Annotated in this window: 20 protein-coding genes; 11 read left to right on the top strand and 9 right to left on the bottom strand. The window is 57.5% G+C overall.

What is annotated here, in order from left to right; translation table 11 throughout:
* Positions 1–97: 97 nt before the first annotated feature.
* Positions 98–520 carry a hypothetical protein gene (locus AC0B60_RS14520; protein ID WP_465086544.1) on the top strand — a complete coding sequence of 141 codons (423 nt, stop codon included), beginning with the start codon at positions 98–100 and terminating at the stop codon, positions 518–520.
* A gap of 85 nt (positions 521–605) precedes the next feature.
* On the opposite strand, the gene AC0B60_RS14525 is transcribed toward AC0B60_RS14520, so the two are convergent.
* Positions 606–1,202, bottom strand: a complete 597-nt coding sequence (locus AC0B60_RS14525) for a DUF4124 domain-containing protein (RefSeq protein ID WP_465086545.1) — start codon at positions 1,200–1,202, stop codon at positions 606–608.
* Positions 1,203–1,332: 130 nt separating this feature from the next.
* Positions 1,333–1,971 (bottom strand): orotate phosphoribosyltransferase, encoded by a 639-nt coding sequence (gene pyrE / locus AC0B60_RS14530; RefSeq protein WP_465086546.1) that lies wholly within the window; start codon positions 1,969–1,971, stop codon positions 1,333–1,335.
* Between the two features lie 81 nt (positions 1,972–2,052).
* On the opposite strand from pyrE, the gene AC0B60_RS14535 reads away from it, so the two are divergent.
* The gene (locus tag AC0B60_RS14535; RefSeq protein WP_465086548.1) at positions 2,053–2,859 is read left to right on the top strand and encodes an exodeoxyribonuclease III; all 807 of its coding nucleotides are present in this window, start codon (positions 2,053–2,055) and stop codon (positions 2,857–2,859) included.
* Between the two features lie 145 nt (positions 2,860–3,004).
* Here the strand turns inward: AC0B60_RS14535 and rph are convergent, their stop codons facing one another.
* Positions 3,005–3,721, bottom strand: coding sequence for a ribonuclease PH (rph, locus tag AC0B60_RS14540; protein ID WP_085681672.1), 717 nt, complete (start codon positions 3,719–3,721; stop codon positions 3,005–3,007).
* Positions 3,722–3,883: 162 nt separating this feature from the next.
* Here rph and AC0B60_RS14545 point away from each other — a divergent pair, with 162 nt between their 5' ends.
* The 5 genes from AC0B60_RS14545 to AC0B60_RS14565 all read left to right on the top strand — a co-directional run bounded on the left by AC0B60_RS14545 (position 3,884) and on the right by AC0B60_RS14565 (position 8,619).
* A complete protein-coding gene (locus AC0B60_RS14545) occupies positions 3,884–4,750 on the top strand; it encodes a YicC/YloC family endoribonuclease (RefSeq protein ID WP_465086549.1) in 867 nt (288 codons plus the stop codon).
* A gap of 117 nt (positions 4,751–4,867) precedes the next feature.
* Positions 4,868–5,500: a guanylate kinase gene (gene gmk, locus AC0B60_RS14550; protein WP_465086550.1), complete on the top strand. Its 633-nt coding sequence runs from the start codon at positions 4,868–4,870 to the stop codon at positions 5,498–5,500.
* 92 nt (positions 5,501–5,592) lie between these two features.
* A complete protein-coding gene (gene rpoZ / locus AC0B60_RS14555) occupies positions 5,593–5,805 on the top strand; it encodes a DNA-directed RNA polymerase subunit omega (RefSeq protein WP_317307014.1) in 213 nt (70 codons plus the stop codon).
* A gap of 176 nt (positions 5,806–5,981) precedes the next feature.
* Complete coding sequence (locus AC0B60_RS14560) at positions 5,982–8,129, top strand: RelA/SpoT family protein (RefSeq protein ID WP_465086551.1); 2,148 nt, start codon at positions 5,982–5,984, stop codon at positions 8,127–8,129.
* Between the two features lie 103 nt (positions 8,130–8,232).
* Complete coding sequence (locus AC0B60_RS14565; RefSeq protein ID WP_036205609.1) at positions 8,233–8,619, top strand: RidA family protein; 387 nt, start codon at positions 8,233–8,235, stop codon at positions 8,617–8,619.
* A gap of 69 nt (positions 8,620–8,688) precedes the next feature.
* On the opposite strand, the gene AC0B60_RS14570 is transcribed toward AC0B60_RS14565, so the two are convergent.
* Positions 8,689–9,561 carry an NAD-dependent epimerase/dehydratase family protein gene (locus AC0B60_RS14570; RefSeq protein WP_465086552.1) on the bottom strand — a complete coding sequence of 291 codons (873 nt, stop codon included), beginning with the start codon at positions 9,559–9,561 and terminating at the stop codon, positions 8,689–8,691.
* 89 nt (positions 9,562–9,650) lie between these two features.
* Between AC0B60_RS14570 and AC0B60_RS14575 the strand changes: the two genes are divergently transcribed.
* From AC0B60_RS14575 to AC0B60_RS14585, 3 genes are all read left to right on the top strand, one after another.
* The gene (locus AC0B60_RS14575; protein ID WP_465086553.1) at positions 9,651–10,610 is read left to right on the top strand and encodes a hydrogen peroxide-inducible genes activator; all 960 of its coding nucleotides are present in this window, start codon (positions 9,651–9,653) and stop codon (positions 10,608–10,610) included.
* Between the two features lie 8 nt (positions 10,611–10,618).
* A complete protein-coding gene (gene recG, locus AC0B60_RS14580) occupies positions 10,619–12,694 on the top strand; it encodes an ATP-dependent DNA helicase RecG (RefSeq protein WP_465086554.1) in 2,076 nt (691 codons plus the stop codon).
* Between the two features lie 129 nt (positions 12,695–12,823).
* Positions 12,824–14,188, top strand: coding sequence for an HDOD domain-containing protein (locus AC0B60_RS14585; RefSeq protein ID WP_465086555.1), 1,365 nt, complete (start codon positions 12,824–12,826; stop codon positions 14,186–14,188).
* Between the two features lie 349 nt (positions 14,189–14,537).
* Here the strand turns inward: AC0B60_RS14585 and AC0B60_RS14590 are convergent, their stop codons facing one another.
* From AC0B60_RS14590 to aupA, 4 genes are all read right to left on the bottom strand, one after another.
* The gene (locus AC0B60_RS14590) at positions 14,538–14,999 is read right to left on the bottom strand and encodes a DUF2489 domain-containing protein (protein WP_465086557.1); all 462 of its coding nucleotides are present in this window, start codon (positions 14,997–14,999) and stop codon (positions 14,538–14,540) included.
* A 21-nt stretch (positions 15,000–15,020) separates the two neighbouring features.
* Positions 15,021–17,315 (bottom strand): molybdopterin-dependent oxidoreductase, encoded by a 2,295-nt coding sequence (locus AC0B60_RS14595; protein ID WP_465086558.1) that lies wholly within the window; start codon positions 17,313–17,315, stop codon positions 15,021–15,023.
* A 200-nt stretch (positions 17,316–17,515) separates the two neighbouring features.
* Positions 17,516–20,674, bottom strand: a complete 3,159-nt coding sequence (locus tag AC0B60_RS14600) for an Ig-like domain-containing domain (RefSeq protein ID WP_465086559.1) — start codon at positions 20,672–20,674, stop codon at positions 17,516–17,518.
* Between the two features lie 13 nt (positions 20,675–20,687).
* On the bottom strand, positions 20,688–22,025 hold the full coding sequence (aupA, locus tag AC0B60_RS14605; RefSeq protein ID WP_465086560.1) for an alkane uptake protein AupA: 1,338 nt from the start codon (positions 22,023–22,025) through the stop codon (positions 20,688–20,690).
* Positions 22,026–22,509: 484 nt separating this feature from the next.
* Here aupA and AC0B60_RS14610 point away from each other — a divergent pair, with 484 nt between their 5' ends.
* The gene (locus AC0B60_RS14610; RefSeq protein WP_465086561.1) at positions 22,510–23,172 is read left to right on the top strand and encodes a cistern family PEP-CTERM protein; all 663 of its coding nucleotides are present in this window, start codon (positions 22,510–22,512) and stop codon (positions 23,170–23,172) included.
* 122 nt (positions 23,173–23,294) lie between these two features.
* Here the strand turns inward: AC0B60_RS14610 and AC0B60_RS14615 are convergent, their stop codons facing one another.
* Positions 23,295–23,540, bottom strand: coding sequence for a TIGR02647 family protein (locus tag AC0B60_RS14615; protein ID WP_465086562.1), 246 nt, complete (start codon positions 23,538–23,540; stop codon positions 23,295–23,297).
* Between the last annotated feature and the right edge of the window lie 91 nt (positions 23,541–23,631).

A 23,631-nucleotide genomic window follows, 5' to 3' on the forward strand; every position in this document is an offset into this window, starting at 1 on the left:
CGTAACCTTTGACATGTGATCAGAAGTCGGCATCGGTTTGCCGGCGATAACGATGCAAATTTTCAAACCACGCATCCACAATCTCAGGAGAATTATCATGGGTAAACTCAAGACCTATCAGGAACAGCTTCAGGAAATTGTAGAAAAGGGCATCAACGCTGCTGAAGAGCAGCAGAAGAAGCTGGCTTCCAAGCCGTTCGAGTATGCGGAAAAACTGGAGTCCGAAGCTCGTGAATACAGCGTAAAGACCCTGCGCACCCGCTACTACGGATACAGCGAGAACCTGTTTGAGCAGCTGCGTAGTCTGAATACCCGTTTCAGCAGCTTTGCCGCTGACCTCGTGGCCAAGCTTGAAAAAGAAGCGGCTGAAGGTGCAGATGCCGTTGGCGATGCAGCGGACGAAGTGACCAGTGTTGCCCAGTCAACCAAGGCCACTGCCCAGGCCAAGAAACCGGCTGCACGCAAAACCACAGCCCGCAAGAGCACCAGCACTGCCAAGAAGAGCGCCGCCACTGCCTGATCGGCAACCGGAGTTCTTTGAAGCATAAAAAAGGTCACCGTGAGGTGACCTTTTTTGTGCCCGATTGGTTACGACGTGTGGCTGATTATTCTTCCAGGTCGTCCGGGTTCAGCGGAAGCGTTCTTTCCTCACCTGTTATATCCTCCAGCCGTTTAATGTCGGCTTCGAAACGCTCACGCAGTGCTTTTATATTGGCGTTCTGCGAGTTGATCTCTCGTTCGATATCACGAATCTGGGCTTCCAGTCGGCGTATTTTTTCCAGTGTCGCTTCAGGAATATCGCGACCGGAACGTTCCAGGTCTGCAGCCCGGCTTTGTTCGCTGTCCAATTGGCTGACGATCACCGAAATGTTGCCTCTCTTGAGCTGATTCAGCCCCTGCAACTCGCGTATCTTCCGGTGCATGGCGCGCACGGCTTCGTCCGGGTGGCTGTAGCGTTCCAGAAGCTTGCGGTCGAGCTCCCGCTGTCGTTCCGCTTCGGCCTGGCGTTGTTCCTCGGCTTCCCTTTCGGCAATTTCCTCTTCCGTGGGTTCCGGATCAATCGTTTCAATCACCCGGCCGCTTCTACTGAGAATATCGTAGCCTCGCCTCGAAGCCTCCTGGGGGATGGTACTACTGATGACGATCTGGCCATTCTCATCGGTATAGCGGTACATCCTTGCCTCTACGATAGAGGCAGACATCAGTGCAGCCGCAGCACATGCAGCGATTGAAAACCTGGTCAGACGATTCATGGTGAGAGACTGGCGCTCCGCTTAAAGCAATGTATGTCAGGAAGCATAACAAAAGCTGAGCGATAAGCCATGCCTGGATTCAGACCCCGTACTCGTCCCGGTATGCGGCGACTTTGTCAGCATGTTCGGAGAACCCGGGCCTGCTTTGCAGGTAGGCAAGTACCTGCTCGAGCCTGATAATACTGACCACAGGAATGCCGAATTCCTCTTTGACTTCCTGGATGGCGGACAGTTCACCAGCGCCTCGTTCCTGGCGGTCCAGGGCAATGAGCACGCCTGCGGGTTCCGCCCCTGAGGTGCGGATCAGCTCCATGGATTCCCGGATAGCCGTGCCAGCGGTAATAACGTCGTCAACAATCAGTACCTTGCCTTCCAGGGGCGCACCGACAATATTGCCGCCCTCGCCATGATCCTTCTTTTCTTTTCGGTTGAAGGCGAATGGTTTGTTGTTACCCTCGGCGGCCAGGGCCATGGCGGTGACCGTCGCCAACGGTATGCCCTTATAGGCAGGCCCGAAAATAATGTCATAATCCAGCCCACTACGCTGGAGCGCTGCGGCATAGGCCTTGCTTAACTCAAGCAGATCCTCCCCGGTATTGAACAGCCCTGCATTGAAGAAATAGGGGCTGGTGCGGCCGGATTTAAGCGTAAATTCGCCGAAACGGAGCACGTTACGGCGGATGGCGAACTCAATGAACTGTTGCTGATAGTCGTGCATGACAAGGCTTCTGGCGGGTTTGGATCTTTAATTAACGCGTAAAACCGGTATCATACACACAAACCGAATCAGGGAACACGTATGCGGGTAGTTACAATCAGCGTCAACGGTCTTGCCCAGGCTGTTGAAAAAGGTTTCTTTGAATGGCTAGCCAGGCAGGACGCTGACGTGGTTTGCGTTCAGGACCACCGTATGCGGGCCTACGAGGTCGAGGATTTTAACCTGATCCCGGACGGCTATGAAGCCTACTTTATTGATGGCGAGCGCAACGAGGATGGCGGCGTGGGTATCTTCACCCGTCATTTCCCAAAAGCCATCATGTACGGCTTTGCCAACGAGCAGGCTGATCGCGAGGGCCGTTTTATTCAGGCGGATTTCGACAAGGTGTCCGTTGCCTGCGTACTATCCCCATGTGCTTTGGGCCGGGAAGATGAGCTGATTGGCGAGGATGACCTGACCGTCCTTGATCACAAGGACGACTTCATGGAGGCCTTTGGTCTCCATATGCAGAAAACCCTGCGCAAGCGTCGCCAGTTTATTTTCTGCGCCAACCTGCAAACGGCCCATCATGTGACCGACGCCAGCCCGCTGTACCACAAACTGGATTTTTCCGGCTTTCTGCCCCACGAGAGGGCATGGCTGGATCGCCTGTTTGATGAAATGGGAAGTGTTGATGCGTTCCGCGATATCAACAAGCAGAGCAACCAGTACACCTGGTGGCCTGAGCAGGCGGAAGGTTCCCGCAAGAACGCCGGTATCCGGGTGGATTATCAGTTGCTGACACCGGGCATCCGCAAGACCATTCAGGATGGCTGGATTGATGACAGCACCCGTTTTTCTGATCACGCGCCGGTGATCATGGATTATGACATTGAAATAGGTTTCTAGGATTGGAGTAAGCGGTCTCGGGAAGATGGGCCTTCCCGGACACGCTACAAGCACATCCCTGTGCGCTCGACTCCGGCCGTCCCTGGCCGGAGACGGTCCGGGAAGGCCCATCTTCCCAAGCCCGCCCGAACCTCGATGTTAGCGGCTACTGTGCCAAAGCCGCCTTCTGCGCCTCAAACAACTGCCCAATGCCCAGTTTGGCCAGTTTCAGCATGCCATCCAGCTCTTCCTGCTCAAACGGCGCGCCCTCGGCAGTTCCCTGAATCTCAATGAAACCACCCTGGTCCGTCATGATCACATTCATGTCGGTTTCGGCTTCGGAATCCTCCGGGTAGTCCAGATCCAGCACCGGTGTGCCTTTGTAGACGCCCACGGAAAACGCCGCGATCATCTGCTTCAGCGGTGACTTCTTCAGCCGACCTTCTTTCACCAGATGGTTCAGTGCGTCCACCAGCGCCACGCAGCCCCCGGTAATAGCCGCGGTGCGAGTGCCGCCGTCGGCCTGGATGACGTCGCAGTCGATGGTGATGGAATGCTCGCCCAGCGCGCTGAGATCTACGGCTGCGCGCAGGGAGCGGCCGATCAGACGCTGGATTTCCACGGTGCGGCCGCCCTGCTTACCGCGGGCAGCTTCCCGACCCATGCGGCTGCCGGTAGAGCGGGGCAGCATGCCGTATTCTGCGGTAATCCAGCCTTTGCCTTCGCCCCGCAGGAAAGGCGGAACCTTGTTTTCGACAGAGGCGGTGCAGATCACCTTGGTGTCGCCGAATTCCACCAGTACAGACCCTTCAGCGTGGCGGGTGTAGTGGCGGGTGATGCGAATGTCTCGTGATTGTTCCGGCGTTCTTCCGCTCGGTCTCATAGTTGTTCCTGATATTCAGTGGTGAGTGTCCGGGGTATTCCCCAGTCGATTGCATAAACGAAAGATTGCGGAGTATAACACGCAGTCCGGGTTGCCTGTTCGATGTTGGAGCGTCCAGCCTGCTAAACTTGAAATCTGCTGCTTCGCAAACGTGGAGTCACCATGATCAGAAGTATGACGGCCTTTGCCCGCCAGGATACTCAGGAAGACTGGGGAACGCTTACTTGTGAAATTCGCACGGTTAATCATCGATACCTGGAGCCGTCCTTCCGTTTGCCGGAGGCGCTTCGGGAGTTGGAGAACAGTTTTCGCGAACAACTGCGCAAGCAACTGCGGCGTGGCAAGGTGGATGTAGCCATTCGGCTTCAGGCAACGGAATCCGCGGCTCAAGGGTTCGAGATTGATGAGGATGTGGCCCATGCCGTGAATGAGGCGGCCAATCACATCAACAAGATGTTGGATAACCCCGCGCACATCAGCGCCCTGGATATTCTCAAGTGGCCAGGAGTGCTGGCCTCGACGGAGCAGGATTTTGGCCCGGCCCGCAAGGCCGCGGGGGAGTTGTTTGAGCGCGCGGTTAGTGAGCTGGTAACCGTCAGGGAGCGAGAGGGAGAGCGCCTGCGTCCATTGTTTGAAGGCCGGCTCGCGACCATGGGCAAATTGGTTGCTGAAGTGCGGGAGCGGATGCCTGAATTGATCCGTGCCCAGGAAGAGCATCTGAGAAATCGCTTCGAACAGGCAAAGGTCGAGATCGATCCGGATCGCATTGCCCAGGAGATGGTGATGCTGGCGCAGAAGAGTGATGTGGCTGAAGAGCTGGATCGACTGGACGCTCATGTCACAGAGGTCTCGGAAACACTCCAGAGTGACGACGCCATCGGCCGCCGCCTGGACTTCCTGATGCAGGAACTCAACCGGGAGGCCAATACGCTCAGTAGCAAAAGCATTGATGCCCGGGTGACTCGAGCAGCGGTTGACCTGAAAGTGTTGATAGAGCAAATGCGAGAGCAGGTCCAGAACCTGGAGTAATGTCGCTTGGATGCGGGGGCGTCGCAAACGCCGTATAATCCCGCCCTCGTTATTGTGGTGGTGCCTGGGTTGTCCTGCGCCCACTGAAAGCCCGTCAATGCCGGAGTTGTTTGCCCCATGAGCCAGGAATCAGAACAAGGCACGCTGTATGTGATTTCCGCCCCCTCAGGTGCCGGTAAGACCAGTCTGGTGGCTCAAATGCTGAAGCAGGATGAAAAGCTGGGTGTTTCCGTGTCCCACACAACCCGTCCTATGCGGACGGGTGAGCAGGATGGTGTCAACTACCACTTCGTCACCCGAGAGGCATTCGAGGCAATGATCAACCGGGGCGACTTCCTGGAGCATGCCGATGTTTTCGGGAATTACTACGGCACCTCCCAGGTCTGGGTGAAGCAGACACTGGCTACGGGACGGGATGTGATTCTGGAAATTGACTGGCAGGGTGCAGAGCAGGTACGCCACCTGATGCCGGATTGCGTGAGCATCTTCATCGTGCCGCCGTCGCCGGAGGCATTGAAGGATCGCCTGACCGGTCGGGGCACAGATGCGCCCGAAGTGGTGGAGCGTCGCCTCAACGAGGCGGCAGATGAATGCAGTCACGCCGTGGAATTTGATTATCTCGTGGTCAACGATGATTTCGACATTGCGCTGGGTGATCTGCTGGCGATTGTTCGTTGCCACCGCCTGCGCATGCAGGCACAGCAGGTCAGGCACTCCGGGTTGCTGGTCAGGTTGTCCGAGCGCCATTGATCGGACTGCATTAGCTGTATACAAATTAAACCGGTCGCAGTAGACTACGCGGTCTGCTGAAATCAGTCATTTTTGCTATTGTCGGGGAAGTTATGGCACGAGTTACCGTTGAAGATTGCCTTGAAAACGTTGATAACCGCTTTCAGCTGGTTATGCTGGCCACCAAGCGTGCCCGCCAGATCGCTACCAAGGGCTTTGAGCCGCTGGTCGCCGAAGAGAACGACAAGCCTACCGTTATTGCCCTGCGTGAAATCGCCGAAGGCAAGATCACCCGCGATCTCCTCGCCGAGGATGACGACGAGTAAGGCTGAATGTGGCCGAAGACGGGAAATATTTACTGCTTACCCGTCCAAAGCATTGAAATCTGTTCTTGCGGTTTTATAGTGTATCTATAGACATGACTGGAAGAACGTCGGAAGGACCCGAATGCATGCATTCGGGTTTTTTTATCCCTGGCATTTATGATTCTCACGGAGGCGCGGTGTCGGCAGAGGCAACGGTTGATGTGCTGGCCAATGAACTCAGCACGTATCTTGATACCAATCGCATCAATCAGGTGCGAAGAGCCTACTATTATGCCGAACAGGCCCATGAAGGGCAGATGCGCAAAAGCGGCGACCGCTACATCACCCACCCCCTGGCAGTGGCCAGAATCCTTGCCAGCCTGAAATTGGATCACCAGAGCCTGATGGCGGCGATGCTCCACGATGTCATCGAAGATACCGGCATCCCCAAGGATGCACTGTCGGAGCAGTTTGGCGAGGATGTGGCTGAACTCGTAGACGGCGTCAGCAAACTTACCCAGATTGAATTCCGTTCCCGCGCCGAGGCCCAGGCCGAGAACTTCCAGAAAATGACCCTGGCCATGGCACGGGATATCCGCGTGATCCTGGTCAAACTGGCGGATCGCCTGCACAACATGCGCACCCTGGGTCCGATGCCCTATGAGAAGCGCCAGCGCATCGCCAACGAAACCCTGGACATATACGCCCCGATTGCCAACCGCCTGGGTATGCACTCCATCTGTACCGAACTGGAAGACCTGGGCTTCTCCTCGCTGTACCCGATGCGGTCGAAGTACATTTCCAAGGCAGTGGCGAAGCTGCGGGGTAGTCATCGGGAAATCATCGACGATATCCGGGGCAAGTTGCAGGAAAAGCTGGAAGAACGCAGCCTGCCTGGCCGCATCCTGGGCCGGGAGAAACACTTGAACAGCATCTACAACAAGATGAAGTTCAAGCAGAAGTCCTTCCACGAAATCATGGACGTGTACGCCTTCCGGATCATCACCGACACCGAGGACGACTGCTACCGCATCCTTGGTGCCGTACACAGCCTCTACAAGCCGTTGCCGGGCCGTTTCAAGGACTACATCGCCATGCCCAAGGCCAATGGCTATCAGTCGCTGCACACCACTCTGTTCGGCATGCATGTGAATATCGAAATCCAGATCCGCACCGAGGAAATGGAACACATCGCCAACAACGGTATTGCGGCCCACTGGATGTACAAGAACGAGCCCTCCAGTGTGACCAGCGTCAACCAGACACGGGTGGACCGTTGGGTGAAGGGCCTGATGGAGATGCGTGAGCGCGCGGACGACTCCCTGGAATTCATCGAACATGTGAAGGTCGATCTGTTCCCGGACGAGATCTACGTGTTCACGCCCAAGGGCAAAATCATGGAGTTGCCCAGCGGAGCGACCCCCGTCGACTTTGCCTACGCTATTCATACGGATATCGGTAATGCCTGCGTGGCCTGCCGTATCAACCGTAACCTTGGGTCCCTGAGCCAGCCGCTGCAAAGTGGCCAGACCGTTGAAATCATTACTGCACCCGGAGCACGGCCCAATCCCGCCTGGCTCAGTTTCGTGGTAACCGGTAAGGCCCGGAGCAGTATTCGCCATGTGCTCAAGAACCAGAAGCGTGCCGAATCCCTGGACTTGGGCAAAACCTTGTTGAAGAAATCGCTCAAAGGGTTTGGTACCAGCCTGTCGGAGATCAACGAGCATCAGATCCAGGCGGTGGTCCGCCACAATCAGGTGGACAGTTTTGAGGATCTGGTTAGCGATATTGGTCTGGGCAACCGCATGGCTTATCTCGTGGCGCGCCAGTTGGTCAGCGGCAGTACAGATGATGAGGCATCGGACGTGGCATCCGCGACAATTATGGACAAGGCCGATAACAGCCCGGTCACCATTCGTGGCACCGAAGGCTTGCTGGTTCGGTTTGCCAGCTGTTGCAAGCCGATTCCCGGTGACCCGGTGGTCGGTGCCATGGACTCGGGTAATGGCATGGTGATCCACTCGGATACCTGCTCACGGTTGCCAGAGGACGATGAAGGCAGGGCGCGCCTCACTCATCTGAAGTGGGCCAAGGACATTGCCAACGAGTTCTCCGTTGAACTTCGAGTGGAGCTTGAGCGCCAGCGTGGGGTCATTGCAGAGCTTGCCAACGCGGTTGCCATGGCGGATGGTAATATCGAGCGCATCAACGTGGAAGAGCAGAACGCCAAGCTGGGCATTGTCAGCCTCGTGGTGCATGTGAACGGTCGCCGGCATCTGGCCAGGGTGATGCGGCGGATCAGAAATATTCGCGCTGTCACCCATATCAACCGGGTAAGGCACTGACGTAACCGTGGTGCAACGGGCCAGAGCCGCGACGTTTGGCCTGTTGACACGCCTGCCACCCAGAGGTGAGGATTGGCGTTTTGATAAAGAGGACCCCAAGGTCATGACCAACAAATCCGTAATACAGACTGATAACGCGCCACAGGCCATCGGCACATACTCCCAGGCAGTGAAAGCCGGGGACACCGTGTACCTGTCGGGGCAGATTCCGCTGGTGCCGGAAACCATGGAAGTGGTCGCGGGTGATTTCGCCGCCAAGACCCGCCAGGTGTTCGAAAACCTTAAAGCCGTCTGCGAGGCCAGTGGCGGCGAGCTCAAGGACATCGTAAAGCTCAATATCTACATGACGGACCTGAGCAACTTTGCAACGGTGAACGAAATCATGGCCACCTATTTCCAGGAGCCGTATCCAGCGCGTGCCGCCGTGGGCGTCGCGGCGTTGCCTAAGGGCGTTCCGGTTGAGATGGAAGCAGTGATGGTGCTGAGCTGATATCAGCTCAACCTTACACTGGAGGCGGCCCATGGGCCGCCTTTTTCATTGGGGCGGTGCTCGCCTGGCCTACCGGGTCCTTTCGGCGATCATCTCTCGGTAGCCCACCCTGAAGTCGGGGTATCGGAATCGGAAGCCGGTACCCAGAAGCTTTTGGTTGTCGCAGCGTTTACTGCCGGCCCGGCCACCTCTACGGGCGTCGGGGGCAGGCCTGGCACAGGGCAGTTGTTCCCGTACCCACGCCACTACCTCATCCAGACGCACAGGCTCGCAATCGCTGGCCAGATAGCACTCCTCCAGCGGCTGGCCGGCCAGTGCACGCTCTACGATATGGCAGGTGGCTGCGACTGCGTCCGTTTCGTGGATACGGTTGCTGTAGGGGCCGGGGGAGGCCGGGTCCATGTCGCCGTTGACCACCGTATCCAGGAAGCGTGCCCGTGACGGGCCGTAGATGCCGCTGAAACGGATTGCTGTCGCCGGGCTGCCGCTATCCAGCGCGGTCCTCTCACCCGCCAGTATCGCCTGGCCACTGTATCGGGCGGGTTCGGTTGGGCTGCTCTCATCCACCCAGGAATCATCGTCCTGGGCGTAGACGCTGCTGCTACCGATAAACACCAGTCGCGTGAGTCGGTGCCCGTCCAGGGCGTCGATCAGGTTCTGAAGGCCCTTTACGTAGGCGTTGTGATAGCCCTCATTGTCGTAGGTCGCGGGTGTCAGGCAATAAACCACAATGTCGAGATTGTTCGGCAGCACTGAACGCACCTGCTCCGGTACCATCAGGTCCGCCCCTAGCGCTTGGACGCCCTCCGGAATCCTGTCCGGATTGCGCCGCAGACCGTATACCTTCGCGGTTCTGGTAAGCTTCGAGGCAATGGCACCGCCGAGCTTGCCACAGCCGGCGACCAGTATTCTTGGCGTTTGTTGGTGCTCAGTGATTGCCATAGACAATATCAATCCTTATGCTTTGGCTAATAAATTAACGGAACGTTTGCACGATCCCTGACCTGGACGAATTCTGACCGGAGCCCGCCATGACTCTGACCGAGTTAAGATACGTTGTTACCCTTGCCCGGGAAAGGCATTTTGGCCGTGCCGCCGAGCGCTGTCATGTCAGTCAGCCGACCTTGAGTGTGGCCGTCAAGAAACTGGAGGACGAGCTTGGTATCCCCCTGTTTGAGCGTAGCAAGAACAGTATCCGGGTGACCGAAACGGGCAAGCGTATCATCGACCAGGCGCAGCGGGTTCTGGACCAGGTGGGGGTTATCCGTGACATGGCTCAGGACGGCAAGAACCAACTCAATGCCCCCCTTAAGGTAGGCGCCATCTACACCATCGGCCCCTACCTGTTCCCGCACCTGCTGCCGGAACTGCGTCGTGCCGCGCCTGAGATGCCGCTCTACATCGAGGAAAACTACACCGCCACACTGCGCCAGAAACTGCGCCAGTCAGAACTGGACGCCATTATCATCGCGCTGCCGTTTGAAGAGCCTGAGGTCGTTACCCTACCTCTCTACGACGAGCCTTTTGTGGTACTGCTGCCGGGAGGTCACCCACTGACCAAACGCGAAAGCCTGACAGCGGAGGAGCTGGCGCAGGAGCAGTTGCTACTGCTCGGCCCCGGCCACTGTTTCCGTGACCAGGTGCTGGAATCCTGCCCGCCTCTGGTGGATGCGGTTACCCGCAATCCCAGTGCTGCGGCGCCCTCTCTGGTAACCGAAGGCAGTTCACTGGAAACCATCCGCCATATGGTCGCCTCCGGTCTTGGTATTACGGTGTTGCCGCTGTCCGCCGCCACGGCGATGCAGTATGACGAGAACATACTTGCCGTCAGGCCTTTCGCGGCACCGGTGCCCTATCGCACGGTGGCGTTGGCTTGGCGGGTCACTTTCCCACGACCAAAGGCGATTGATGTGCTGTCGCTGGCGGCCAGCCAGTGCCGGGTGATCGAGAAAGCAAAGATTGAAACCCCGGCCGCAGCCGCAACTGCCTGAGCCAGGCCATGATGTCACTGGACGACATTGCCGTCACTGCCCTGAAGGGCGTCGGTAATGCCCTGGCCGACAAGTTGTCGAAACTGGGCATCCGTTCGCTGCAGGACCTGCTGTTCCATCTTCCCCACAGGTACGAGGACCGTACCCGCATTATCCCCATGGGCAACCTGCGTATTGGCGACGTCGGGGTGGTGGAAGGCGAGGTGATGAAAACCGATCTGGTGATGGGCCGGCGCCGCAGCCTGCAGGTGACCCTGAAGGATCGCAGTGGCTTCCTGGTCATGCGTTTCTTCCATTTCAATGCCGCCCAGAAGAACCAACTCACAGAAGGCGCGCGGGTGCGTTGTTTCGGCGAGGTTCGGCCAGGGCGGGCCGGTTATGAGTTCTACCATCCCGAATACCAGGTCAATCCACCGCCGATGCCAGCGCAGGGTGAGGCCACCCTCACGCCCGTCTACCCGCTGACAGAAGGCATTCAGCAACCGCGAGTGCGCGCTCTGTGCCAGCAGGCTTTGGGCTACCTCAAGCGTTACCCGATCCGTGACTGGTTGCCGGAAGAACTGCTCACCAGTTATCAGCTGCCTGGTATCACCGAAGCGGTCGAGCTGGTGCATTCGCCGCCGGCCAATGCGCCGGTTCATCTGTTGATGGAGGGGCGGCACCCGGCTCAACAGCGGCTGGTCATGGAAGAGCTGCTGGCCCACCAACTGAGCCTTTTGCAGGTACGACAGCAGGTTCAGGCCCGGGAAGCGCTGCCGTTACTGCCAACCGGTGATCTGCCGGAACGCTTCCTTGATCTGCTTCCGTTCAGCCTCACCGGGGCACAGCGACACGTTATGGCAGAGATCCGTCAGGACCTCAGCCAGTCGGTACCTATGTTGCGGTTGGTGCAAGGGGACGTGGGGTCCGGTAAAACCGTGGTGGCGGCGCTGGCGGCGCTGCAAACCATTGGTGCCGGCGCTCAGGTGGCGCTGATGGCGCCCACTGAGATACTGGCGGAACAGCACTACCAGAATTTTCGCGGCTGGCTGGAGCCGCTTGGCATCCAGTTGGCATGGCTGTCTGGAAAGATTAAGGGCAAGGCCCGAAAGGAGGCTTTGGAGGCCATTGGCAGTGGCGAAGCTACCGTGGTGATAGGCACCCATGCCCTTTTTCAGGAAGATGTCACCTTCAGCCGCCTGGCATTGGTGATTGTAGACGAACAGCACCGTTTTGGTGTGCACCAGCGGCTGGCCCTGCGGGAAAAGGGCGTCGGTGGCACTATGGCGCCACACCAGTTGATTATGACAGCGACCCCGATTCCGCGTACGCTGGCCATGAGTGCCTATGCGGACCTGGACACGTCGATGATTGACGAGCTGCCCCCTGGCCGCAAGCCTATTGAAACCATCGCCATTCCCGACAGCCGGCGTGACGATGTGACCGATCGGGTCCGAAAGGCCTGTAAGGAAGGCCGGCAGGCATACTGGGTGTGCACGCTGATTGAGGAATCGGAGGCGCTGCAGTGCCAGGCGGCGGAAGTAACCGCGCAGGAGTTGGCGGAACGTTTGCCGGACCTGAAAGTGGGGCTTGTCCATGGTCGCCTCAAGGCGGCCGAAAAAGCGGCGGTGATGGAGCAATTCAAGAACGGCGAGCTCGACCTTTTAGTAGCAACCACGGTGATTGAGGTGGGGGTTGACGTACCCAATGCCTCGCTGATTATCATCGAAAATCCGGAGCGCCTGGGCCTGGCACAGTTGCATCAGTTGCGTGGCCGGGTTGGACGGGGTGAAGAGGCCAGTTTTTGTGTGTTGATGTACCATCCACCATTGTCGCTGAATGGCAAGTCGCGTCTGCAGGCCCTGCGTGACAGCCAGGACGGTTTCGTGATTGCCGAGAAAGACCTGGAAATACGCGGGCCGGGAGAAGTGTTAGGTACCCGCCAGACCGGTATGATGCAGTTCCGGCTGGCAGACTTTGAGCGGGACAAGGGCTGGATCGAGCCAATCCGTGAAATGGCGCCGCCGCTGATGAAGCAGCCGGCGCTGGTGAACGGTTTGATTCGCCGTTGGCTGGGGGAGCGAATTCGATACGGCGACGTATAACAGCGCCGCGCCGGCATCAGAAATCGTGTGAAAACCCGCCTGATGTCAAAGTTGGGTCGCTGTTTGTGCCCTATACTGAGTGAAACCAATGTGTCCAACGGGGCACCGTCTACATTTTGGGAGAAACTTATGGAGCTACCTGTCGTAGTCAGGCAGGCGTTGGGTGAGTCTGCTGCCGGCGTTTCCCTTAGGGATGTGAGCCAGGCCCGGGACGACGAACTGTTGCGAATGGTGTTGCTCACGGATGATGAAGGGAATCTCCAAGCCATTTGCCGCGAGGGTGACCTGCTGGATATCAATGCCCTGAACAAACAGTTGGGGCGAGACCTTCGGGTGATGAAGCGGCGGGAGCAGGTCCGGGTTCGTGAGCGCTCTGGCCTGACCGAACTGCCTGCGTTACCGTCTTTAACTGGCTGGCCTACAATCGTGGACGTGCGGGTTGATGAATTAGCCTCTGTGGCATTGGTCCTGGGTGAGCAGAATCTTTGTATGGTAATGCCCGGCGACGAGTTCCGGGGAATCACCGTTGCGGCCGACCGCCATTCGTTTTCGGTGGCGCGGGATAGCATTACCGTGAACCTCAACAGCCCGGAAAAGGACCGGGACCAGCTGCATTCCGCCATTCGACGGTTTACCTCGCTGCGTATCCAGCAGCGCCTGGAAGACACGCTGGAGTTGCCCCCTCTGCCTGAAACCGCCCAGCGCATTATTCACCTGCGGGTGAACCCCAACGCTGTGATGGGGGATCTGGTGGACGTCGTGGAAAGTGACCCCAGCCTGGCGGCTCAGGTTGTCAGTTGGGCGTCTTCCTCCTTTTATGCGGCGGCGGGACAGGTGCGTTCTGTGCACGATGCTGTCTCCCGGATTCTGGGATTCGACCTGGTGATGAACCTGGCCATGGGCCTGTCCCTGGGGCGTGCTCTGAAACAACCCCAGGACCATCCGGAAGGCTATGTGGATTACTGGCAACAGGCGATATGGCAGGCCCAGTCGGCCGGTATCCTGGCCAGCATGATGCCTCGTGGCGAGCGTCCGATCTTCGGTCTTGCGTACCTGGGGGGACTGTTACACAACTTTGGCTACCTGGTGCTGGCGCAGGTATTTCCTCCCCATTTCAAGCTGGTGTGCCGGTCGCTGGAAGCCAACCCTCATCTCGATTCCTCAATGATCGAGCATTTTCTGCTGGGGGTGACTCGTGAACAGATTGCGGCGGAACTGATGCAGAACTGGGGGATGCCCGACGAGGTCTGCCTGGCAATCCGCAATCAGAAGAACCCTGATTATGACGGTCCCCATGCGGTGTACGGCAAACTGCTCTGGCTGGGCCGGCAACTGCTGACCAAACGCGGTGTTGCGTTGGGTGCGGGTGAAGAGGTGTCGGACGCGTTTTACGAATCTCTTGGACTGGACAGGGACAGGGTGGAAGCGCAGTTTGACGAACTGGTCGAAAACAAAGATAGCATCATGGCGATGGCGGGGATGATGAACCAGTAGGTCTTGTCCCTCTATGCCGACAAACCGCTATGCTGGCTAAAGCCCCCCGCAAAAAAGCCGGCCCGAAGGCCGGCAAGCTCACCCGCTTGTTGCAGATCAAACCAAACGTGTTCAGGAGAAAACAACGTAAGCCGTTGCAGGGTCGGTAGAGGCAACGTGCTTTTTTAAACTTAGCCAAAATGGAGTGAAATAAAAGCTGGCTACGTTGGTGTTTGGTGAATGAGCAGGGCGTCATAATTCTGTGACATCTGAAGAGATTGATTTGTAAAGCTAATCAAATCTTCAGCGACGAAACATGCTTACAAAACGTTACAAAATACTGAAGCGTCAGCTCTGTATGGGGTGAGCGTTAAGCCTGGAACGGATGATGTCGAATGGCGGTTGCGGCGCGGCGGATGGCGTCGGCGTGCTCTTCCTCGACCGCCAGACGCTCGCGGTCCATCTTTTCCACAAAGCGAGCATCTGTTTCCTGGCGGGCGCGATGGGTCGGCATGTGCTGGATCTGGTCATGCACTTCCTGGAACACCCGGAAAGGAGGCTGGTCCAGCAACTCTGGTGCCACGTGATCCAAAAGGCCTTTGATTCGCAGACAGGCTTCGGAGTATTCCACTTGATTCTCTTCCACCGCCATGGCCAATACCCGGATGCTTTCAATCATACTGTCGCGGCGTTCCTTCTGGAAAGTTTCGGCTTTCTCCTGCCGCTTCCTGCTGTCCTGCAGGGTACGGGACTGGCGGCCGATAAACGCTACAAGTAACGCGATGGCCAGTAAGCCGGAAATAATCAATGTCCATTGAAGCCACGGCGGCATAGAGGGTCTCCCTTAAAAATGTCAGGCCTGTTTGCGCTGGCGGTCCGCACGCCAGACTTTTACGGACACGGTCTGTCCATTGAGTACGGACGTGCCAACAAGCGGATCAATTTCCTGATCGCTCAACACGTCGTTTATGCTGGCGCCAGCGTGGGCAACCGCCACACTCTGACCAGTACCCTCCCGATGGTGGCCCCAACCATGGGGTACCGAAACCACGCCGGCCATCACATCCTCGGTAATCTCCACCGGCAATACAATCTGCCCGGATGCTGAGCCAACCTCGGCGGAATCGCCGGCCTGAAGGCCACAGCGGGCAGCATCTTTCGGATGGATCATCAGGGTACAGCGCTCTTTGCCTTTAACCAACCGCTGACTGTTGTGCATCCAGGAATTATTGCTGCGAACGTGCCGGCGCCCGATCAGTAACAGACCGTCGGAGGGCGGTGCCGTGAGTAAGGCATGGAGCCGATCCAGATCTTGCAGGTATCGGCGTGGGGCCAGGTTTACCTTGGCGTCTCGGGTAAACAGCCTGCCGGGCATGCATGGGCGAAGCGGCCCGAGATCCACTCCGTTGGGCAGCTCCTTCAGGGCGCTGATAGACAGTCCCTTGGGCAAGTCCTGCCAATGGCGGTTCAGTGGGCTCATTTTTGCCAGCCCCCGCAGGGGATGGCGCTCCGGAAGGATATCCATCACCAGATCGATGGCGGGCTGGACCAGGCCGCGTGCAGGCCCGATGTCGGTTCCGTAGGGGCCGGCCCGCAACATAAGATCAAGGATCGGGTCCGGCCCGATCTGTTTGAACGCGCGCCAACCCATTTCGGAACGCAGGGGCAGGCGGCCACCTTTACGCTTCTTCTCCAAACGGTGCGCCAATTCCAACAGTATCTGCCAGTCGTGGCGGGAGTCCTTGCCGGCATCAAACAGGGCCGGGCTGTATTTGGCGATGTTGCGGACTGCAAACATGCTGAAGATGATGTCGTAGTGGCTGCGTTCCAGACCAGCAGTGGGTGGCAGTATGACGTCCGCATGGCGAGTGGTTTCATTAAGGTAGTAATCCACCGATACCATGAAGTCGAGGCCGCTGAAGGCCTTGTCGAGTCGTCCGCCGTTGGGGCTTGAGAGTACCGGGTTGCCCGCCACCGTCACGAACGCCCTTATCTGTCCTTTGCCCGGCGTGAGAATCTCATCGGCAATGGTGCTTGAAGGGTATTCACCCGCAAACTCAGGCAGTTTTTTCACTCGGCTGAACCGCTTGCCGAAATGGCCTTTCTGTCCGGACATGCCTCCGAGTGCAATCAGATCAATCGCGGGTTGTGTGAACATCATGCCGCCGGTGCTGTCCAGTTTCCCGGTCAGGATATTGAGCACGTAGGCAAGCCATGTCGCAACGCCACCAAAGGCCTGGGTACTGGTGCCCATGCGGGTATACAGCGCAGCCCTGGGTGTTGTGGCCAGTTGTCGTGCGAGGTTTCGAATATCAGTCGCCGGCATGCCGGTTTTCTCGCTGGCGGCCTCGGGAGTGAATCCCAGTGCAGCCAGCCGTATCAGGTCGACGTCTTTCGTCCACTGTTCCGCGTGGCCAAGATTGACCAGGTTCTCTTCGAACAGGGTGTGCACCATGGCCATCAGCAACAGGGCGTCGGTGCCCGGGCGGATGAAATGGAATTCGTCGGCCAGTTTGCCGGTCTCGGTGCGGCGCGGGTCCACGACCACCATTTTGCCGCCGCGACCCTTAAGCGCCTTGAGGCGGCCGCGGAAGTCCGGCACGGTCATCAGGCTGCCGTTGGAGGCCATCGGATTAGCGCCAATACAGATGAACAGGTCGGTGCGGTCGATATCCGGTATTGGAAAGAGAATCTGATGCCCGAACATTTCCAGGCTGGCCAGCATGTGGGGCAATTGATCGTTGGAGGTGGCGGAGAAACGGTTCTGGGTACCCAGGGCCCGGAGGAATGGCATGGTAGCCACCAGCGAGCCGTGGTTGTGTACGTTGGGGTTGCCGAGGTAGGCGCCAATGCTGTTGCGGCCGTGCTCTTTGCGTACCCGGTGCAGGCGACTGGCTACCAGGTCAAAGGCTTCGTCCCACTCCATTTCCTGCCAGCCGTCGGTGGTGCGCCGTACCGGTTTGCGCAGGCGCTCCGGGTCTTCGTGGAGGTCCTGGAGGGCGACGGCCTTGGGGCAGATGTGGCCATGGCTCAACGGGTCATCCTCGTCGCCCTTGATGGAGGTGACATGGCCTTCCCTGACCTCAATGGCCACGCCGCACATGGCTTCGCACAGGTGGCAGGTGCGGTAGTGGGTGCCGTTTTCCATGGGGTCTCTCCAAATAGGTTTTTATTATCTTACTCTGAGCATTTCCGAGCACCGTCTCCGCACGGCCTCGGACTTTGCAATTAGTTTCAATAGAAAACCAGATTAGCAGGAAATGCCTGGGAGGGGGAAACCGCTTTTCGGCTATTAAGGCCACAAAAAAGGCCAGCCCGGGGGCTGGCCATAAGTAGCGGAGCCTGAAGTTAGTACTCTGCTGGAATCTCCTTGATGGGGTTGGAGAGGAAGTTCAGGTAAACGCCCTGCTGTGGAATGATCAACGGGATGTTGATGGGTATAACTGAGAGCGCCGTTGCCTCCACATCGATCTCCGGGATATTGTTATTCCGCTGTTCGACCTGCATACGGCCGTCGTCGAAGAACCTGACGGGGCCTTCCAGTTTGAGTTCGAACGGGTAGCTGTACAGATTGTGCTCGATGCTCACATCTGCTGTCAGCGCTGGCGCGTCCAGGGTCAGCTCCGCGTTGGTTTTGAAAATCGGCTGGCCGTCGTCACCCTCGATGATAATGCCGGGAATCAGACTGTTCCTGGCGCAGTCGTTACCGGTGCAATCGGGATCGTCCTTGGCATAGCGCATACGCAGAATCTGAGGGCCGGTTGATGAATGGGCTACCAAGAGGCCAAGATCAACATAAGTCTCCGCCGAAGTCGTTGCCAGCATGGTTGGGTACAGCAGGATTCCCACGCCTGTCTTGCCGGTTTCAGGGTCAGTGGCCGGACCCGTCACTTCGGTATTCAGAGCGTAGGTCTGGTAGATGAACTTGTTTCTCGGACAGTCGTTTTCACGCGGGCTGCAGCCTACTCTGGAGGAGTCGTCCTCCGCGGTGTTGACCAACAGTTTTGCCGCGTTTGCCGAGGGGAGGTAGCCGTCTGTGTCGTTGCCCTCATGGTTGAAGGGCTCTAAGCAATCCTCATCCCCGACACTTGGGCAGTCGACTTCGTAGTTAGAGTTGGTATCACGGATCGGCAGGTTACGTAGAGGTGTGAATACGGTTTCCTGAGCTTCGCTGCTATGGAAGTAAATCGTCATGTTCGGGCCCCCGACGTCGGTCGGGTCCACCAGCAAATCCGTTTGCAGGGGGTAACCCTGTTCTGAACAGATTGCGGTATCGCAGTTGCCGGTTCCGGTCGCTGAACGCATGGTGTAACGGTAGAAGCTGCCATCTGATGTGTCCCAAGGGGAATCCGGGTAGAACCGTATGCGCTGGTTGTTCTTCTCTATCCGGCCATTAACGATATCTCCGGAGCCGACTGGGGTGGAGGCATCCGTTACTTTCTCAACAACAAAGGTGTTTTCGTTGATGGTGCCGAGAGCCATCGACTGGGAGAAAACCACTACGATGGGGCGGTCTTCCGGGTGTTCGGTAACCGGCAGCACATCACCGGCAGGCCCGCCTTCGGCGGCGTCTGTGCATTGCCCATGTGTGCCTTGGGCAAGATCTACGCCGGTGGTCACGCAGGGGTAACCGGGGTAGGTGGTCAGCGCAAGAGGCGAAGCCTTGGCGACAGAGTCGCCTCCCAGATCTGGCAGTGCGAATGTCAGGTCCTCGGGTGTTGCGCCATTACCGGCCAGGTCTGTCAGGGCGTTGCCGATCTGTACCGTGTAGTCAACGCCATGCCTGAGTCCGCCTTCAGGGTTCAGTACCAGAACCGTTCCGTCCAGTATGGCCTCGAGGGTGCCATCACCGGTAGTCAGTGGAACGCCGCCTTCGTCCAATACGATGCCGTCGGCGATGGTATCAGCGTCCAGTGGCTCATTGAAGTTCAGTACAATGGGGTCACCCGGGCGTTGCATGTCCTGGCGGGTATCGGGGACAGCATCGTCCGGCCCTGGCATCCAGCTCACTAACTGTGGGCCAGTGTTGTCGGCCAGCTCTTTGTCCCGCTGTTCGGCGGCATCCAGTGCGGACTCGGAATCCGTCGCGGCTTCGATGCGAAAGGCAATGGTGGCGTCGGTGAATTCCTGGCCCAGCAGGTTGGGTTCGACCATGCCGATGGCGTCGATGGTTAGCACGCCGTCTTCCACGATCGCGATGCCGGTCAGCTCCACCCCAAGCAGGTCCTGGGAAAGTGAAGCATTGGGCTGTGCCTCCTCGGTGTTCATGGCAACGTCCATGAACAGTTTGACGTGGCGAGGGGCGTTCATGCTGTCCGTGTAGGAGTTCGGCATCAGGTAGCCAGTGGCGTCCGACAACATGGTGACTTTAATGTCGCCGGTTTTCTGGATGCTGCCGGTTGCCGGGTCGATAACCGGTACCTCTCCGTTGATACGGACATCCAGGCTGCTGCTGGTCAGCAGGCTGCCTTTTGGTACCCGCAATGGCAAGGGCTCATTGGCTTCGAACGCCGGCGCGTAAGCAAGCTCCGCGAACAGGTCGCCGGTTTGCTGAGACGGTCCGGCATTCCCCTGCAACACGGAGTTTAGGGTGATTCCATTGATAATCTGCCCGTTTAGCCGCGACTTGCGGGTGTTGTCGGCACTCTCACCGGCGTTCAGACCGGAATCCACCACTTGCTGAGACAGCACAACGGTCGGGCCGGTGTCGCGTGGGGTGATGGTTTCGCTGAAGTCGTCCAGCGTGCCGCCATGGAGACTCGGCAGGTTGCGGACTGACACGGTGTAAGTCTCGCCCGAGGTCAGTACGTCCTCCTCACGGCCACAGCGCTCCTTTGAGTCTGCAAGGCAGGGGTCAATGGTTATGTCCCTGCCGTTGACAATCACCGTGGCCGGTACAGCGTTATCGTTACTGTCAGTGATTTCAATCACACCGCCCTGTGCTTCCCAATCCGGATGCACGGTCTGGGTCATCTGCAGACGGAATGTGGAGAAGTTCATGGGCTGGAACACGTTGCCCTCGGACGGAATCATTTCCGCAACCGCGAACTCCGGGCTCAGGTTGTCCAGCCCGGCGATGCCGCTGAATGCACCCCGTGTTGAAAACTGCACGCCCTCCGGGCCGAAGGCATTGGGGTTAGAAATCGTACGGCCACCTTCCGCTTGCAGTGCTTCGGTGAACTCAATGGTGTAGTCGGCTCCGGGGCGGAGTTTGCCCTGTGGTGATAATGTCAGGCTGCGCCCGCCATCCACGCTTTCGGAAGAGAAGCTCAGCTCGGTACTTCCATCGGTGATGCGTATTTTGCTGGCGACATCGCTGTCAGACAGCGCATGGGAGAAGCGCAGTACCATGTCGGCCTTGGGGCTGACGTTACTCTGGCCATCCGCCGGGTAGGAGTAGACCACCTCTCCCGGGCTATTGGGCTCGTCGATGGTCTGTTCATCACTCCCGCCGCATGCCGCAAGGAGCATCGCGGGAACCAGTGCCAATGTCTTGTTGTGTTTCATGGCAAACTTCTCCTCAGAACTTCAGGGTGATCGAGCCGCTGATAACGTGGACGTCACCGTCGGCGGTCGCCTGTTGCTCGTTGCCGTCATAGTCGACAATGGTGAAATCCCTGTCCTGCAACTGCTGATATTGGTAACCGATATCCAGTCGCACCGGGTAGGCCAGCACGCGTGTGCGTTCATAGGTTGCACTGATGCCGAGCCCGGCCACGATCTTGTCGGTGTCCAGATAGTTCAGCTCCGGGTTGCGGGTGGTTTTGAGGGGAGACTCCTCATACGCAAGCCCGCCCCGAACAGCAAAGTGGCGGCTAAGCTGGTATTCAGCGCCGATGCGAGGCACCAGGATGTCATCAAAACGGATGCGATTGGCTGCGCTGACATCCTCCTGGTCCTTGATCGTGTCGCCGGAGAATTCGTCTTCCAGCTCCGACCAGTTCTGCTGCTCGATGCTGCCGCCGATGCGCCAGCCATTGCCCTTGTACTGGGTGCCGATGGCAAAGGTTTCCGGTTGGAAGGAATCGATGGTGGCCACCGCAAGGCTCAGGCCTGGGTCGGGGATGGTCTGGGTCACGATGATGTTGGAGTCCACAGACGTCGAAGCGGATGACTTGGCGCGATAGGTGACCGCGCTTTCCCAGCCGTCGAGGAAACAGTCGCTGTCCGGGCAGAAGGTATCGCCCCACTTGATGGTGGTGCCGAGGATGGACTTCAGCGAAGGCTCGGCGTTGACCGCCAGTCGCTCGCGGCTGGTTTCACCGCCAAGCGTTGAAACGGCATCCAACTGAGCGGCCGCTTCCAGAGTGACACGCACCGAGAAACCGCCCGAGATGCCCCGCCAGAGTGGGGTAGCGCCACCAATATTGAGGAACAGGGGTTCCTTGCCGTATTGCAGGTACTGCCCGGTTTCGGAGGTTTCGGAGGAGAACGCCAGCATTTCCTTACCATACTTCTCAACGCCTGCGATGAAGCCCAGGTAAATCGGATGGTCAAAGCGGGTCAGGCCCGCCAGGTTGGTTTTCATGCCAATCAGCACATGCTGACTGGGAGAATCGGAAATGATATCGCCGTCTGCATCGGAACGACTGGAGCGCAATTCCTGCTCCGCATGGAGGATGCCGCCGGTCAGCTCGCCACGCTCATCACTGGTCAGGTAGGACGGATTGTAATAGGTGGCTGACACCTGCTCGTTGAACATCGACAGGGACTGGGCGGTGGCCACGTCCACGGGCATCACGCCATAGGTTGTACCGATGTTGCCCATGCTGGCAGAGGCATTCAATGAAGAGCCGGCCGAGACGGCTGCAACGGCGAGTGTCATCGCACGCAGGGAAAAGCGGGAGGTTGAAACCATGAAACACACTCCATTCGTTTGTCTTTGTTATGGACCTTCGCCGTGCCCCCGGAGCCGGGTAACAGGGCTGGCAATTATTGTTGGTACGTTTGTTCGAAAAGCAGTGTAGTGCTCTTGTCTTATCGGGACGTTGGCTTTTTTGACAGCTTTTGGTGTCGGAATGACCACCTTCTAGTTAAAAATGGTTTAAAAATGAAGGAAATACAGGGTCTTATCAGGCCGGAAGGTGTTTTCTTGTGTAAGCGTTTGTTATCGGTTTTGTGAATTGATTGGCATCAGGCAACCGGTGCAATGGTTGTTTGCCAAATGTGTCAGGATTCTTTCCACTCAGGTGAGTGCCATGATCAGATGCTTTTTTTAACAAACTGAAAATAGGTTATTTCTGGTGACCGGCCTCGTTATTGCTTAACTAGCGGAAAGGCTGAGTGTTGGGCCATTTGGGTTACGTTGCCGGAATATTCCGGTTTTTGACAGGTGGAGTTGCATGATGAGCATTCTCGAAAAAACATCGTTGGTTGTTGCCAGTTTAATGATCGCAGGTAGCGCCAGCGCGGCGATGATTTCCTTTGATAGTGTTGGCGATTCCGGGACGGTCTATTACGGAGGCAACATCGAGCAGACGGAAGTCGAGGGACTTGCTGCCAGCACCAGTTTCACGCTAACAGAGATTAAGACCAGCAGTTTTGTGTTTGATATTGTGTTGGCGAATACCAGCAGTTCACTGTGGGAAGAATCGCGAGTTTCTCGGATTGGCTTTAATGTTGACTCTAACGTAACCAGTGTAACGGCAAGCTCGCCTTGGGTTGCTCTGCTTGGTGGGAGTTTCCCTAACCAGTTTGGAGCCCTGGATATCTGCGTCAAAGGTCAGTCTCAGGGCAGTTGCAGTGGTGGTCCTGGGGGAGTCGGAATTGGCGGCTCGGCCAGCTTCTCTCTGGAGTTGGGATTCGCCAGTCTTCCAGGGGCGGTTACACTGGACAACTTCGGCGTTCGGTGGCAGTCGCTTAACTCTGAAGCCCTTGGTTATGACGACGCCTCTGGTACCGGCACGCCGGTTACCAAAGTTCCTGAACCGGGAACGTTAGGGCTGCTTGGCCTTGGCGCTCTTGGCTTGGTTGTGTCGGGTAGACGTCGTCGATTGCAGTCGTAAGGGTGGATCGGGCCGGTTCCTGATCGGTTTGATTAACGACAGGCGCCTGTATCGCTTTGCGATACGGGCGCTTTTGTATTGGGGTTAGCCCCCAAATTATCTTATGGGACAGCCTAGAACGTTCATCTCTGAGCGCTTGTAAGCACGGACAGCACCTTCTGTGCATGCTCGGCCATTTCACTGCCCAAACTCGTCAGGTAACCGCCATCCTTCTGGGTAATCAGCCCCTTCTGGTGAAGACGTTCTGCCGCTCTCACCATCTCTGGCGCGGCCGAATGCTGGTGAACCTTGATGCCCTCCTGCGCGGAAGACAGATCGAACATGGCCAGCAGGTTGAGTTCATCAATGTGGTCGGAAGAGAAGGGCATAGTGCGTTCCTTGTGTTATTTTTAATGGCCTTAGTGTAGTTGTATACGAAGCCACGGAATTCGGCAAAAATGATTTCCGGATAAAACCACC

This window comes from Marinobacter sp. V34 (genome assembly GCF_055524115.1).

Coding starts and splice junctions, on each gene's coding strand:
- AC0B60_RS14520 (WP_465086544.1), top strand. CDS start 98: ATGGGTAAACTCAAGACCTATCAGGAACAGCTTCAGGAAATTGTAGAA.
- AC0B60_RS14525 (WP_465086545.1), bottom strand. CDS start 1,202: ATGTCTGCCTCTATCGTAGAGGCAAGGATGTACCGCTATACCGATGAG.
- pyrE (WP_465086546.1), bottom strand. CDS start 1,971: ATGCACGACTATCAGCAACAGTTCATTGAGTTCGCCATCCGCCGTAAC.
- AC0B60_RS14535 (WP_465086548.1), top strand. CDS start 2,053: ATGCGGGTAGTTACAATCAGCGTCAACGGTCTTGCCCAGGCTGTTGAA.
- rph (WP_085681672.1), bottom strand. CDS start 3,721: ATGAGACCGAGCGGAAGAACGCCGGAACAATCACGAGACATTCGCATC.
- AC0B60_RS14545 (WP_465086549.1), top strand. CDS start 3,884: ATGATCAGAAGTATGACGGCCTTTGCCCGCCAGGATACTCAGGAAGAC.
- gmk (WP_465086550.1), top strand. CDS start 4,868: ATGAGCCAGGAATCAGAACAAGGCACGCTGTATGTGATTTCCGCCCCC.
- rpoZ (WP_317307014.1), top strand. CDS start 5,593: ATGGCACGAGTTACCGTTGAAGATTGCCTTGAAAACGTTGATAACCGC.
- AC0B60_RS14565 (WP_036205609.1), top strand. CDS start 8,233: ATGACCAACAAATCCGTAATACAGACTGATAACGCGCCACAGGCCATC.
- AC0B60_RS14570 (WP_465086552.1), bottom strand. CDS start 9,561: ATGGCAATCACTGAGCACCAACAAACGCCAAGAATACTGGTCGCCGGC.
- AC0B60_RS14575 (WP_465086553.1), top strand. CDS start 9,651: ATGACTCTGACCGAGTTAAGATACGTTGTTACCCTTGCCCGGGAAAGG.
- recG (WP_465086554.1), top strand. CDS start 10,619: ATGATGTCACTGGACGACATTGCCGTCACTGCCCTGAAGGGCGTCGGT.
- AC0B60_RS14585 (WP_465086555.1), top strand. CDS start 12,824: ATGGAGCTACCTGTCGTAGTCAGGCAGGCGTTGGGTGAGTCTGCTGCC.
- AC0B60_RS14590 (WP_465086557.1), bottom strand. CDS start 14,999: ATGCCGCCGTGGCTTCAATGGACATTGATTATTTCCGGCTTACTGGCC.
- AC0B60_RS14595 (WP_465086558.1), bottom strand. CDS start 17,315: ATGGAAAACGGCACCCACTACCGCACCTGCCACCTGTGCGAAGCCATG.
- AC0B60_RS14600 (WP_465086559.1), bottom strand. CDS start 20,674: ATGAAACACAACAAGACATTGGCACTGGTTCCCGCGATGCTCCTTGCG.
- aupA (WP_465086560.1), bottom strand. CDS start 22,025: ATGGTTTCAACCTCCCGCTTTTCCCTGCGTGCGATGACACTCGCCGTT.
- AC0B60_RS14610 (WP_465086561.1), top strand. CDS start 22,510: ATGATGAGCATTCTCGAAAAAACATCGTTGGTTGTTGCCAGTTTAATG.
- AC0B60_RS14615 (WP_465086562.1), bottom strand. CDS start 23,540: ATGCCCTTCTCTTCCGACCACATTGATGAACTCAACCTGCTGGCCATG.